The 13,889-nt window shown below is 62.2% G+C and carries 14 protein-coding genes; 7 read left to right on the forward strand and 7 right to left on the reverse strand.

Going from position 1 to position 13,889, the window contains the following annotated elements; translation table 11 throughout:
* Positions 1–4: 4 nt before the first annotated feature.
* Complete coding sequence (locus AAFP29_RS06610; protein ID WP_419217227.1) at positions 5–268, forward strand: monovalent cation/H+ antiporter complex subunit F; 264 nt, start codon at positions 5–7, stop codon at positions 266–268.
* A complete protein-coding gene (gene mnhG, locus AAFP29_RS06615) occupies positions 265–603 on the forward strand; it encodes a monovalent cation/H(+) antiporter subunit G (RefSeq protein ID WP_419216556.1) in 339 nt (112 codons plus the stop codon). The genes AAFP29_RS06610 and mnhG overlap by 4 nt, the downstream gene beginning before the upstream one ends.
* Before the next feature lie 4 nt (positions 604–607).
* On the opposite strand, the gene AAFP29_RS06620 is transcribed toward mnhG, so the two are convergent.
* Genes AAFP29_RS06620 through AAFP29_RS06635 form a run of 4 tightly spaced genes read right to left on the reverse strand, consistent with a single transcriptional unit; the run spans position 608 to position 3,373 of the window.
* Positions 608–1,747 (reverse strand): glutamate--cysteine ligase, encoded by a 1,140-nt coding sequence (locus tag AAFP29_RS06620; RefSeq protein ID WP_419217228.1) that lies wholly within the window; start codon positions 1,745–1,747, stop codon positions 608–610.
* A gap of 19 nt (positions 1,748–1,766) precedes the next feature.
* Entirely contained in the window at positions 1,767–2,447 is a 681-nt protein-coding gene (locus tag AAFP29_RS06625) for a superoxide dismutase family protein (RefSeq protein WP_419216557.1), read from the reverse strand.
* Between the two features lie 21 nt (positions 2,448–2,468).
* Positions 2,469–2,966, reverse strand: a complete 498-nt coding sequence (locus AAFP29_RS06630; RefSeq protein WP_419216558.1) for a LytR C-terminal domain-containing protein — start codon at positions 2,964–2,966, stop codon at positions 2,469–2,471.
* 50 nt (positions 2,967–3,016) lie between these two features.
* Complete coding sequence (locus tag AAFP29_RS06635; RefSeq protein ID WP_419216559.1) at positions 3,017–3,373, reverse strand: DUF3263 domain-containing protein; 357 nt, start codon at positions 3,371–3,373, stop codon at positions 3,017–3,019.
* Positions 3,374–3,626: 253 nt separating this feature from the next.
* Between AAFP29_RS06635 and AAFP29_RS06640 the strand changes: the two genes are divergently transcribed.
* Genes AAFP29_RS06640 through AAFP29_RS06660 form a run of 5 tightly spaced genes read left to right on the forward strand, consistent with a single transcriptional unit; the run spans position 3,627 to position 6,638 of the window.
* Positions 3,627–4,229: a peptide deformylase gene (locus AAFP29_RS06640; protein ID WP_419216560.1), complete on the forward strand. Its 603-nt coding sequence runs from the start codon at positions 3,627–3,629 to the stop codon at positions 4,227–4,229.
* Positions 4,222–4,863, forward strand: coding sequence for a GNAT family N-acetyltransferase, cg3035/Rv0428c family (locus tag AAFP29_RS06645; protein WP_419216561.1), 642 nt, complete (start codon positions 4,222–4,224; stop codon positions 4,861–4,863). Before AAFP29_RS06640 ends, AAFP29_RS06645 begins: the two co-directional genes overlap by 8 nt.
* A complete protein-coding gene (locus AAFP29_RS06650; RefSeq protein ID WP_419216562.1) occupies positions 4,863–5,381 on the forward strand; it encodes a ribonuclease domain-containing protein in 519 nt (172 codons plus the stop codon). Before AAFP29_RS06645 ends, AAFP29_RS06650 begins: the two co-directional genes overlap by 1 nt.
* Positions 5,378–5,839, forward strand: coding sequence for a barstar family protein (locus AAFP29_RS06655; protein ID WP_419216563.1), 462 nt, complete (start codon positions 5,378–5,380; stop codon positions 5,837–5,839). The genes AAFP29_RS06650 and AAFP29_RS06655 overlap by 4 nt, the downstream gene beginning before the upstream one ends.
* A 4-nt stretch (positions 5,840–5,843) precedes the next feature.
* Positions 5,844–6,638, forward strand: coding sequence for an exodeoxyribonuclease III (locus AAFP29_RS06660; RefSeq protein WP_419216564.1), 795 nt, complete (start codon positions 5,844–5,846; stop codon positions 6,636–6,638).
* A gap of 526 nt (positions 6,639–7,164) precedes the next feature.
* Here the strand turns inward: AAFP29_RS06660 and AAFP29_RS06665 are convergent.
* From AAFP29_RS06665 to AAFP29_RS06675, 3 genes are all read right to left on the reverse strand, one after another.
* A complete protein-coding gene (locus tag AAFP29_RS06665; RefSeq protein WP_419216565.1) occupies positions 7,165–8,283 on the reverse strand; it encodes an alpha/beta fold hydrolase in 1,119 nt (372 codons plus the stop codon).
* A 76-nt stretch (positions 8,284–8,359) separates the two neighbouring features.
* On the reverse strand, positions 8,360–13,084 hold the full coding sequence (nbtC, locus tag AAFP29_RS06670) for a nocobactin polyketide synthase NbtC (RefSeq protein ID WP_419216566.1): 4,725 nt from the start codon (positions 13,082–13,084) through the stop codon (positions 8,360–8,362).
* Positions 13,085–13,128: 44 nt separating this feature from the next.
* On the reverse strand, positions 13,129–13,884 hold the full coding sequence (locus AAFP29_RS06675) for a thioesterase II family protein (protein WP_419216567.1): 756 nt from the start codon (positions 13,882–13,884) through the stop codon (positions 13,129–13,131).
* Positions 13,885–13,889: the final 5 nt, after the last annotated feature.

A 13,889-nucleotide genomic window follows, 5' to 3' on the forward strand; every position in this document is an offset into this window, starting at 1 on the left:
GGTGATGCAGACGGCCTGGTCTATCGCTGGCGCGGTCTTGCTCTTCTCAGCGGCGTTGACTACCTACCGGATCCTGCGCGGCCCAAGCACATTGGACCGGTTGGTCGCGGCCGACGTTCTGATCGCGTTGTGTATGTGCGGGCTGGCGCTGTGGGCCGCGATCAGCCGGGATTCCACCGTGGTCCCCTCCATCGTCGCGATCGCGCTGGTGAATTTCCTCGGTTCATTGGCGGTCGCCCGCTTCCGAGTCCGGGATGACCAACAATGATCGGCGACATCATCAGCACGACGCTGATTCTGCTCGGCGCCCTGGTAGCTTTCACGGCATCAATCGGGCTGGCGCGATTTCCCGACACCCTGAGCCGGATGCACGCGGCGACCAAACCGCAGACGTTCGGCCTGTTACTTATCCTCGCGGGCGCGTCAATCAGGTTGGCGGGCAACGTCGATGTCGGAATGCTGATTTTGGCGGGTCTGTTCGCGCTGATCACCGCGCCGGTGGTCGCGCATCGAATCGGTCGGCTGGTCTACCGCGAACAACGAGCGCAGGACGGTTTATCGAATTCAGAGCCCGAACCCGAATCGGAGTCACCGAAGCCGTAACCGGCTAGCCCAGTTCTGCGACAACCGAACTCACGACGTCACGCATATCGGCGCTGCGTTCGTATACCAGTCGCTGCCGTTGATACGACGCGCCACGGCGAACGATCTCCTCGACACCGGCGAGTTCATCGACACAGGATAATTCCCGCGCGATTGGGGCGAGCCGCTCCAAAATCTCGGCAAGATCATCGGTGACCAACCGCTCGTTACACTGCGCATCCTGGATGATGATCGCGTCGAGTCCGTAACGCGCTGCGCGCCATTTATTCTCCTGCACCAGCCAGGGAGCCATCTGCGGCAAAGTGGCCGCAGGATCAGAGCGTTGATCCCCAGTCAGCGTGTGGTCGAGGTAGACGATCAAGCAATGGGTAAGGGCGACGAGGGCTGACAACTCACGCGTATTCGAGACACCGTCGCAGATCCGCACTTCGATGGTGCCAAGATGCGGCGAAGGCCTTATATCCCAACGGATTTCGTTGAGATGGTCGATGATGCCAGTCGTCTTCTGGTCTGCGACAAAGGCTTCGAACTCATTCCAGCGGGTGAACTGGAATGGTAATCCGGCAGTCGGCAACTGCTGGAACATCATCGCGCGATTACTGGCGTACGAGGTGTCCTGTCCCGACCACATCGGCGACGACGCCGACAGTGCCAGCAAGTGCGGGTAGTACTTGAGCAACGCTGAGACGATCGGTAACACCTTGTCGCGGTGCGAGATTCCGACGTGCACGTGTACGCCCCAGATCATCATCTGACGTCCCCACCACTGGGTACGCTCGATCAATTCGGCGTATCGATGCCCCTCGGTGAGCAACTGCGTGGACCATTGCGCGAATGGATGCGTACCGGCGCCGTAGAGGTCTACGCCCAGCCCACCTGCGACCGACCGCACCAACGAGAGCGTGTCCCCGACGTCGGCGACCGCCTCGGCGACCGTCGTGGAGACACCGCTGACGAGTTCGACGGTATTGCGCAAAAGCTCTTTGTGCACTTTGCCGGTGATCTCTTCACCGGCCAGCTCGACAACGCCATCGATAAGTGCCGCAGCCGAATTCGACAGGTCACGAGTATCCCTGTCGACCAGCGCGAACTCCCATTCGACGCCGAGTGTCGGCGGCGATCCAACGAACTCGATGGGTGTGATCATGCACAGCTCGCGTGATTCACTCTTTGGCCGCGATGACACCGCACGCGAGGCGCGGGCCCGCATCGCCAGTGTTCATCGTCGTCTGGTCCGCCGAGGGGGCGTATCGCGACGGGATATTGGCGAAGTTGTCCGGCTTTTCGTGGATCACGATCGACTTGCCGACGATCTGACTCAACGTCACTGCATCAGTGGTGGTAACCGTGGTGCCGGTGCCGTTCTTCAGAACGTTGAGCGACACCAGATCTCCGCTCGATGGATGCCCGGTATGTCCGGCGACCTGCAAATGTCCGCCGGCACTGGAGAACGGCTCCGATGTCGACGGGTCGCATACCCCGTTCGAGTGAAGGTGCAAACCGTGGAAGCCCGCAGCGACGCCCTTGGTCACTTCAATAGTGACCTTCACGCCACCACCTTCGGGCGCGAACAGGGCGGTGCCCACGACGTTATTCTTGGTGTCCACGATCTTCGCGACCGCTCCGGCCTTCTCCGACTCACCGTCGGATGACTTCACGTCGCCGGGAGGCGCCTGGTCGCCGGTGATCACTGACGGGGTGGTGCCCGGTACGTCGGTCGGTTCCTCACCATTGCTACAGGCCGCAAGGCCAAGTGCGACAACGCCAGTCGCGCCGACAGCCGTTGCCACACGGGCCCACGTGCGAGCGTTCCTCGTGTTGGATGTTGCCGTCCGATTCTTCACTGCGACTCCTTGCGGGTTGGGTTAAGAACGCGAAACCATGATGACCGGGATACCACTTGCGCACTGGGTGAAACTCGACGGTCGCTCTTCCACGCTCGCTCCGCCCGGGACGTCTTTGGCAGCCTTTTCCGCCTCCGACTTGGTGTTCCCCGCATCGCCGTCGGTGTCGTAGAAGACCGTATTCTCACTGAAACTCGATGTCGTCAGATTCTGCGGCGACGCCAGGGTATAGCCCTTCGTCTTCAAGTCGTTGGTGACTTCACGCGCCAGGCCGCTGACCGAACCGGCATTGAATACACACAGTCGGACATCAGTCGCGGACGATGTCGTCGACGTCGGTGTAGATGAGCCGCCTGGCGTCGGCGTGCTGGTGGCAACTTGGTCCAACGCCTTGTCCGGATCATCGTCCCTGGTCGCCAAATCATGGGCACCCAGTCCGATGCAGGCCACCGCAATGGCGAGGAGCAACATGGCGCCGGCTCGCAGCGGAAGACGGTTCGGTTCGCGATCTGCATTCATCACGGCAACTTTAACTCACGGCTCGGGGTGACCCGGACAACACAAACCGCTCAGGTGATATCGAATCCGAGGCGGCGGGCCGCACGCGCCTTCTGCCGAGAGGCACGCAACCGTCGCAGCCGTTTGACCAGCATCGGATCGGCCGCCAATGCTTCGGGGCGATCGACGAGTGCGTTGAGGACCTGGTAGTAGCGTGTCGCCGACAAACTGAAGAGTTCTTTGATGGCGTCTTCCTTGGCACCGGCGTACTTCCACCACTGACGTTCAAATGCGAGGATGTCACGCTCCCGTCGCGACAGACCGTCCGCTCCGACCTCGTGCGGATCGATATGCGACGAGGTGTCGGCATTGGTCGCGTGCTTGCTCGCATCACCTTGATTCTGACTCTGCGCCGCTGCGCCGTCCATCTCGCTCCCTGAAAGAATCGCTTGGTGAAAATTACTCTCACATCACTGTTCACGACCCGCTGACCTGGGAGTTCCTTCGACGTATCAGCACCGAAAGTCAAGTCTGGTCCGAGCAGTTCGGGTTAATCACAGCAATGTTGTTCGTTGATATCTAACCACGTCAGCCCACTCCGACACGCGATGACTCGCCCGGAAACTTTCCGATACCGGCGCGCTCGGGACGCTTGGGCGGCAGGGCGTAATCTGTCTGACCATGGCTATTCTCCCGATCTGTATCGTCGGCGAACCCGTCTTGCATCGGCCAACCGAACTCGTCACCCTCGACGCCGACGGCAAACCGTCGGCGGAGGACGTCGCTCTACTCGACGACATGTACGAAACGATGGACAAAGCGAACGGCGTCGGGCTGGCCGCGAACCAGGTGGGTGTCGGTAAGCGCATGTTCGTCTATGACTGCCCGGCGGGCGACACCCGGGCCACCGAACGCGAACGCGGCGAGGTCATCAATCCGGTTCTGGAGACCACCGAGATCCCGGAGACGATGCCCGATCCCGACGACAACGACGAAGGTTGCCTCTCGGTACCCGGCGAGCAGTTCCCCACCGGTCGCGCTGACTGGGCTCGGGTAACGGGCGTCGACCGCAATGGCGACGAAGTCATCGTCGAGGGGCACGGCTTCTTCGCCCGGATGCTGCAGCATGAGACGGGCCATCTCGACGGCTTCCTGTACGTTGACGTCCTCGTCGGACGCAACGCGCGTGCCGCGAAAAAGGTGATCAAGAAGAACGGCTGGGGTGTACCCGGCCTGACCTGGACCCCGGGTTCGGTCTCCGATCCCTTCGGCTGGGATGACTGACCGGGCTATCGACTCCTCGGACCTATATCTCGGCGACCGCATAGTCGTTCGGTACCGACTCGACGGCCGCCGACTTACCGATGTGACCGGGCTGTTGCGCGATGCCGGCGATCCGCTAGTCATCGAGGGCACCGGCCCCAAGGAGCTCGGTGAGTGCATCTCGGTATCCCGCCGCGAGGTGACCTCCGTGCGGTTGCTGTCCTACATGACCGTTCGCAACTCGGAGATTCGCACGGTCGCCGAATCGCTGGCACGTGCGGCGACCGCAACATTCCACCTCGAGTCGGGATGGCTATTGCGTGCGGATGCGATTGCTCCCCTTGATAATTCAGCACTCCCGGTGGAACTCGGAGCGCGGGCCGACGGCGTCTCACTGATCCCGATCTCGCGGTGGTATGCCGATCGCGGATTGCCAACGATTCTCGCATTGCCCGAACGGTTGATTCCCGACGTACACCTGGTCGGCACTCGGGTTGGACCGGTGATGCATGTGCTGGTGAAACCCGACAACCCGGCAGAGGCCGTCGCCGTGGATGCGACCGATCGGGCCAGCGGTGAGAACCTGCGGGCGTCGGGGTATCGACTGCACCACGTGCTGCGCCACCTGCGGCTCGACACGTACGGTGATGGGTAATGTCATCGGAAACCTCACCTAAACCACGCGCGCCGCGTAAGCCGTCGGCTGCGACCATCGCCAGAAACCGGCGCAAATCGATCGCATCGGCGATTGCCGTCGTCATCATCGTCGTTGTGGTCGGCGCGATCTGGCTTATCACCAATCGCGGCGACGACACCACGCCGTCAGCTGTTTCCTCATCCTCCGCAGCGGTCGGGTCGAGTTCGACAAAAAGCAATGGCAAGATCCCGGCCCGAGTGAGTGCGACGCTCGCACTCATTGACGCCGGGCGGTGGCCCGAGGCCGCGAATGCTCCCGGCACCCAGGGCGGCCGCAGCTTTCGCAACAACGAAGGCCGGCTACCGCGGAAGAGCCTGTCGGGCAAGGTGATGCGCTACCAGGAATGGGATATCAACGCGAAGGCATCCAATCGGGGCCGCGATGCGGAACGCATCATCACCGCCGCCGACGGCAGCGCCTGGTACAGCCTGGATCATTACCGAACCTTCGTCAAGATCCGAGGTCCCAATTCGTGAGCGGCACTGTAACTTTCGACGATTTTCTCGATGGCGCCCGGCGCGGTGGTGCTGTGGTGGCCTTGCGTAGCGAGGCCGCCGCAGTCGAGCTGGCCGGCGCTCGCCGGGTCGACGGCGCTGACATGACCCGGTTGGCGGGTGTGTATTCCGAGTTCGCCCGAGCCTGGGAATTCCCCGACTACTTCGGCGCCAACAAGGATGCGTTTGACGACTGTATGCGCGACTTGACCGGCTCGCCTTTGGTCACTGAAATCAGCAGCGCGCAACGGCTTCTGGTCGACGAGCCCCGCCAACTGCGCTGGTTCGCCGATGCGCTGACCTTTTATGCCGACCACTATCGGCAGGCCCGTCCCGGGGCTACTTTCGCCGTCGTCCTCACGGTGCCGGCGACCGTTCGGGCGTCGGTGCGACGTCGATGGCGCAATGTCGATGTTGAGCCGATCCTGTTGGGGGAGTGAATAAGTGCGTATCGCGACCTGGAATGTGAATTCGATTCGGGCCCGATCCGAACTCGTTGTCGAGTGGTTGACCGAGAACGACATCGATGTCCTGGCCATGCAGGAAACCAAGTGTGACAACGGCGAATTCCCATCGATGAGCTTCGCGGTCGCCGGCTATGACGTCGCCTATGTCGGCAGCGGCGGTCGAAACGGTGTGGCACTGGCGTCGCGGACAATCCTCGAAGACATCGAGACATCCTTCCCCGGTCAGCCGAGGTTTCCCGACGATGCCACGGGCGAGTTGGAGGCCCGTGCGATTTCCGCACGCTGCGGCGGGATTCGAGTGTGGAGTCTGTATGTGCCGAACGGGCGAGCCGTGGACGACCCGCACTACATCTACAAACTCAAGTGGCTCACCGCACTTCGCGATATCTCAGCGCTGTGGAAAGTGCATGATCCGGCCGCGCAAATCATGCTGGCCGGAGACTGGAATATCGCGCCGACCGACAACGATGTGTGGGATCGCGAGTACTTCGAGGGCAAGACACACGTAACCGACCCTGAGCGAAATGCTTTGCGCGAGTTCACCGATACCGGCTTCGTAGACTCCGCGGCACCATTCGCCGGTGACGACTACACGTTTTGGGATTACACCCAATTACGATTCGCCCGCAAGGAGGGGATGCGGATCGACTACGCGATGTGCTCCCCCGCCCTCGATGATCGGATCACCAACGCGTGGGTCGACCGCGACACCCGAAAACTGAGGGGCGCGAGCGATCACGCGCCGGTGGTATTCGAGATCGGAATCAGTTAGCCGATGTCTATGGACAGTTTCGATTCGTCGCATTCGCCCCGAGGAAAGTTGTCTGGTGAATTTCCCGCGCGCACTTCGGCTTTGACCGCCTCGGTGGTTTCGATGGGCGGCCGAGATAGCAGCCTCACAACAGCCGGGGCATCTCTGACGAAACACACGTTGATCACTATCCAATTGCTGCCGTCGGCCTCTTGGTGGGCAACCTTGCGGAAGGTCATCACTTGCTCGACAGAAATCGGGTTCGCACCGGATCTCAGAAGTCGTTCGGCCTCTGCCGCCGTCAAGAGAAGCAACTCGTCTTTGGCGACTTCACGGCCCTCAACCATCGGTGGCGTTGAAACCGACGTTGCAGGTGCGGATGAGGTCGCAGGTGCGGATGCGGTCGCAACTGACGATCTAACGGTCGCCGACGAGGTAGCGATGTCTGGCGGTGACGCCGTGTCCGAACACGCCGCGGTCGCAATGAGCATCCCCGCCGCACATAAGCCTGCCGCCATTCGACCAAACATCCCGTCCCCCACTCTTACTACGCTGACCCGCCTCGCGCCTTCACCGCATCGGCGTCTGACTGGTCTATCGACGTCAGAAACTTGTCGATGACGGGCCAGGTACTCGCGACCGCGTCCGGCCCAGCGAGCAAGCCCAGGTGGGACGACTCGACGGTCTCGAACTCGACCCGAGGCGAACCGGTCAGCAGTTCGACGCCATGCTGTGCCGCCGTCCAGCTGCACAGCGCATCGCGATGACTGCCGAATAGCTGGATCGGCACGTCGATATCGGCCAAATCCACCTCGACGTCGCCGATGGTGAGTTCCCCGGTGCGCAGCCGGTTGCGATAGATGAACTGATCCCACATCTGTTCAGTGAGCCGCCCCGGATATCCCGGGAATGTGCGCTGAAACCGGTTGATGACTTCCATCCGCTCCAGGGTCTGGGTGTTGCGCAGATTCTGCAGGATGAACAATGGCTTACGCAGTTCACGCTGCCACGACGTCGCACGGTAGGCGACCTGGACCACTGGCGCGGGGATGCCGCCCAAGAGGCGTAGCGGGACCAGCGGTGCCTTACCTCCGGTCGGGCGCATCAACGCGCGCGCTTCTCGGTATCCCGGCAAGGCGTCGTAGTCCAACGGCGTCGCGACCGCGGTGATCGAGCGGATCGACGTTTCGCCGCGCTTGGCCGCTGCTGCGGCGGTCAGCAAGGACAGCGTCCCGCCGAGACTCCAGGCCACCAGATCAACCTGATCGGTGCCCGAGTCGTCGAGGACGCGCCTGATGGCCTGCGGAATGATGTCGAGGACGAAATCCTCAAAACCCAGGCGCCGATCACCAAAACCAATCTCGCCGAAATCGATCACATATGGTGTCCGACCGGCGTCTCGCAGATACTTGACCAGGGAGAATTCATCAGACAGGTCATAACAACTGGCCGGTGCCGCGATGGGCGGAACCAGCAGAACCGGGGCGCCGCCGACGTCACCGTAACGGCGAAGTGCGCGGTGATCGTCGTCGAATAGCACCGTCTGGTCGGTGCTGGCCGAACCGCCGATCCCATCGCCGAACGTCAAAGCCCACAGATTGCGGGCCCCGACGCCGAGCGCAGCAACTATGGAGTCGTCAGTGCGTGGAGCTGTTGCTTGTGACATATGCCGTCTCTCTAGGTCGATATCGTCGTTGCCATTATCGACTGAGACCGTGCTCGGTGACTAATCGGCCGGTCACCTAGTCCTCGCGGATGGCTACGAACACCCGCTGATCCAGCATTTCGAGCGGATGCCCCTGCCCTGGCAAGACGACAGCCGAGGTCAGTCCCGCCCCGCGGAAACCGTCGACCCATTCGTCTTCGGTGAGGAAAATCCGGTCGGTCCCCGCACGCACGTCGGTGACACCGGCTTGCGGCTGACCCGCACGCGGTGACATAAGCAGATGCACCGACGTGAGCATCTGCGCATGCGCGTGAACCGACTCGATGATTACCAGCGCACCACCCGGATTCAGGCGATCACGCAACTTAGTCAACAGATCGCCGATGTGGTGGGCGTTGTGCAGCACATTGGACCCGATAATGATGTCGTAGCGCTCAGAACCCAGGTCCACGTTCATATCAACGATGCCGAAACGCATCCACGGGTACTCGGCGAAATGCTTTCTGGCCGAGGCCAGGAAGAAATCCGAGAGGTCAGTGAAGAAGTAGTCGACGGACATGCCGACCAGACCCGCGGCGACGTCATTCGTCGTTCCACCGACGCCGGCGCCAAGTTCCATGATCCGCACCGGCCGACGTTGCTGTTGCAACGTGCCAACCAGGTCGGCGACGGCCGCTCGCGCGCCCCGATTGAGATAGCTGCTGATCAGATTGTCCCGATAAGCCGCGTCGGCGGCGGCGGTCCCGCCGTCGGCAAAAAGGATCTCCTGCAACTGTTTACGGTCCTGAACCAACTCAGTCAGATGCTCGTTTGATCCGCCTAGGAAGGTCGCCATCTCCGGCCGATAGCCCAATTCGCGGCATACCTCGCCCAGATCGGAGCGTGACGGCGTAGGAACGGCCGCCACGTAGCGATACCGCTCTGTTCGCGCGTCTTGTTCGACGATGCCGTTACGGCCGAGCTCGACCAGCCACTGACGCAACAGCCATTGGTGCCGCGGCGCGAACTCGATGGCTGCCGCGATCTCCTCCTCGGTATGTGCCAGACCGTCGGCGAAGGCGGGGTACAGCGAGCGCATCATGGCGCTGAGACCGAACAGATTGATATCCGTTCGGGCCGAACGCATTCGATCGCCGTCAAGTGGCCCGCCGATCACTTCCTCCGCGACGGCACCCACCCGGTCGATCAGTTCACCGGGCGGCGGATCAACTGGCGCAACGGGGATAGCAACGGGAACTGCTGGTGTATTAGACTGCGGTACAGCAGCTTTCGCAGTTCCGACGTCGCCAATGGACGGGCGGTCGCCGATCATTCGGATGACGTCATCGAGTGACGCACCACTGACCAACTCCGCTACCGGCAACTCATAACCGAACTCCACCGACACCTGACGACGTAACTCCAACGCCTGCAACGAATCCAGACCCAACGCCACCAACGGCCGAGCCGTATCAATACTCGCCAGATCAACCACACCAATCACCTGACCGATCATCGCCAGCAACCTACCGGCGGCATCCACACCACCCGCCGGTGCCGGCACTGGCGTTGGACTCAGCGCTGGCGTCGGTACCGGCGTCGGTGCGGGCGTCGGCGCCGGTGCTGATGGCCGATCGCCGATCAATCGGATGACGTCATCGAGTGACGCACCACTGACCAACTCCGCTACCGGCAACTCATAACCGAACTCCACCGACACCTGACGACGTAACTCCAACGCCTGCAACGAATCCAGACCCAACGCCACCAACGGCCGAGCCGTATCAATACTCGCCAGATCAACCACACCAATCACCTGACCGATCATCGCCAGCAACCTACCGGCGGCATCCACACCACCCGCCGGTGCCGGCACTGGCGTTGGACTCAGCGCTGGCGTCGGTACCGGCGTCGGTGCGGGCGTCGGCGCCGGTACCGGTGCTGGCGTCGGTACCGGAACTGCAGTGGCAGGATTCGACAATGTTGACAGCAACGGCCCGTAACCGAAGCTACTCAGTACAGATCGCCCGCGTTCCCAATCAAATGCCGTGACGATGGCATTACCCGGCGATAGCGACTGCGCGACGGCGATCGCATCATCGGCCGACAACGGTAGGTAGCCAAAGGCTTCCAGTCCGCGCCGATCCGACGCACCGGCACCATGATGTGCGGCCCACAGCCCCCACTGAACAGATACACATGCCAGGCCCTGTGCGCGCAACCTAGTTCCGAGGGCATCGAGCATCCGATTGGCAGCGGCGTAAACCAGGGTCCCTCGACCACCGACGGTTGCGGCGAAGGACGAGCAGAGGATCACCTCGGCTCCATCAGCAAGGTCAACCGCATCCAACACATTGAGAAGGCCAACGACTTTCGCGCCCATCAACCCTTCGACGTGGCCAGCGGTCACCTCGGTCAACTCGATCGAACTGATCCCCATCAGGTCCGCCGCGGCGTGCACGACGAGATCGACTGCGCGGCGATCCAATTCCCGGCCAAGTCGGGAAACAGCCTCGACGTCGGTGACGTCACAGCCGAGCACCGAAACTTCACTCGCGCCCAACTCACGGATGTCGAGCAACGCCTCGGTGACTGCGGCGGTTTCCCCTGACCTATTCACCAGTGTGATCCGCCGCGTGCCGCGTCGCGCGTAATACTCGCAGTAGGCCAACCCGACGTCGCCGGTACCGCCGACAATCAATACGTGGTCATACGCGGAGACATCGGCCCGTCGCCGCGACTCATCTGCTGCGACAAGCCGTTTGGCGTACAGGTCCTTGCCACGCAACGCCAGTTCCGGTTCGGCCGCGGTATGCAGAGCGGTGACCAGTTTCGCAATCGCGACTGGGTCCGCGTCGGCGGGAAGGTCTAGGTGCCGGAATGCGACATCCGGATATTCTGCTCCGGCACAACGGAATCCGGCTGCCATCGCGGCTTGAGCCAGATTTGGCGGCGCGTCCGCATCGACGACCGTCTCGCCGCCCGTGGTGACCAGCCAGTAGTCACCGGCAGCCGCCGGTTTGGACCACCAGCGCCGTTCTGCGAAGAAGTCCGCGGTCTGGCCGATCGCGTCTCGCACTGATTCCGCGACGCCGCGCTGGTTGGTCGCCTGCGGCACCAGGATCACGACCGTGTCGATGGCCTCGTTCTCGCCAGCGGCGGCAACGTCGATCGTCCGCGCCGTCGCGCCGTACGCTTCTGCCTGCTCAATTACCGATACCGCGAGATCGGCCTGGCTATCGGTGTAGTCGACGATGCCGATAGTGCGCGGCGCGACCGTCTTTCGGCGGGACAGCCGTACCCACTCTTCGACGACATGCTGCGCCGACTCGGCAGACCTCGCCTGCGGGGCGGGCGGCGCCGGTACAGCAACGACCGGCACGACTGCGGGCGCCGGCGCAGTCTGCGCGGAAATGACGCGGCGTGACGGTGTCGCCTTGTCCGCCAACGGCATCCACAGCATCTGTCGGTTCATCACCGTGTGCGGAAAGTCGAGCAGCGGCAGATCTTGGTGCGCCTGACCTGATCGCAGCGAGGCTAGGGAGAAACGCAGATCGCCGACGATGACCGTTGCGAGGTTGCGGGTAAACACGGACAGGTCGGTCGCCGAACGATTAGAGGTACCGATGACGACCTCGGTGCCTTTGCCAACGGCGGTGACGGTGTCCCGCACCGGCAGCGCAAGCGTGGGATGCTCAGCTAGCTCGATGAGGGTGTCGGCACCCCGTTCCACTGCCGTACCGATCGCTTTGTCGAAGCGCACGGCATTGCGCAGGTTCCAGAACCAATACTCGTCAAGTGGCAGCTCAGCCGTGATTGAATCTCCGAGTGTGCCACCGATGCAGTCGATTTCGGTTGGTGTGAAGTGGTCGGCGACCAGTTTCGTACCCGCCGTGTCGAAGATGACATCTTTAAACTGACTCACGAGATTGGTGTGCGCGGGGTATTGAACGCCGATGACTCGTCCAAATCTGCCCCCCTCGGTGAATCGCTCGACGATATCGGCAACTATGTGCCGCTCGCCCGAGATCCCAACCATCCGAGGCGAATTGACCACCGAGATCTGTGCCCAGCCCGAGCTTCGCGCGAGCAGCGCTTCGGCTTCGTCTCGATCGGCGTCGATGACGCCCATCGCATATTTGTCCGATGCGATGGCCTCGACCGCGCGGGCCCGCGTGCCGACCATCATTGCCGCATCCGCCAGGGTCATCGCGCCCGAGACGTAGGCCGCCGCTATCTCGCCTTGACTGTGTCCCACAACAGCATTCGGTTCCACACCCACTGATCGCCACATCGCCGCCAGACCAGCCATCTGCATGAAGAGCGCCGGCTGCACCAACCGCGCGGGCTCGTTGTCGTCGGCGACTCTGGGAGCGGAGCCCAGGACATAGTCTCGCGGCGATTCGCCGAACGCCTCGATGAACGCCTCGTGACAAAGATCCACTTCGGCTCGGAATGCCGGAACGCCGTCGTAGAACAGCTTGCCCATCCCCCTGCGCTGCCCGCCTTGCCCCGGGAATATCCAGGCAGTACGCCTGGGTGTGGCAGGCTTGTCATTGGTCACCACACTGGGATGTGATCCTCCGGCGGCGATCGCGCCCATCGCGGCGTCGAGGGTCGTCCGGTCAGAAACCATCGCTAACGCCCGGTACCGACGCACGGTCCGCGTACGGATTAGCATCGCGGCAACCTCGTCACACGATATATCCGGTTGTGCACCAAGGTATTCCGAGATCGCAGCACCCTCGGCGCGCAGTAGATCCGGTGTTTCGGCGGACAACAGCACCGGGACAGAGCCGTCGGGCAGTCGGTAGGTGGGCAAGTCGGTCTCCTAAAGCAGAACAGGTGGTCTTCTCGGCGCCGGGGTTATGTCGGCGCTTGTTCGCGTGCGTCCTCGGCGAGTAGCTCGACGACGTCGGCGAGGTGTTCGTTGAGATAGAAATGCCCGCCGTCGAAAACGGTGACCTCAACGTCGTCGCTATGTTGGCGCCAGCCGTTGAGATCAGCCAAGGCGACAATGGGATCACTGTCGCCGCCAAGAGCGTGGATACGCGTCGCGATCTTCACATCCAGCGGGCAACGATAGGTATCGGCGGCAGCGTGATCGGCCTTGAGTACCGGCAATGCCATCCGCATCAATTCGCGGCTGGCGAGCACATCATTTCCGGTGCCCTGCAGAGCAGCCATGTGATCGAGGAGTTCCTCGTCATCGGTCGGCGACGGTGGCCGGAACTCACCGCGGCAAGGCGCGACGGCCGCGGACAATGTCACTTGACGCACCGGAATGCCTGCGGCTTCGGCTAGCCGGACGAATTCGAAGGATGTCACCGCACCCATGCTGTGACCGAAAGTCATGATCGGCACACCGCGGTTATACGGCGATACACGAAACTCGGCGAATGCGCCCACGGCGATATCGGCTAGGTCTTCAAGCGGTGGCTCAGCAAGCCGGTCCTGCCGGCCCGGATACTGGAAGATGATGACATCGAAGTGAGCGCTGAGCTCCTTCGATAGCGACCGATAGGCCGAAGCACCCGCTCCCGCATGCGGGAAGATGAGCAACGGTATGCGAGCATCGGGGCCCGGCTTGTGGAATTTTCGGATCCACCCTGGTTTATCCATGTCGA

It is taken from the genome of Gordonia sp. CPCC 205333 (assembly GCF_048537885.1).
In the GTDB taxonomy this organism is placed as follows: Bacteria; Actinomycetota; Actinomycetes; order Mycobacteriales; family Mycobacteriaceae; genus Gordonia.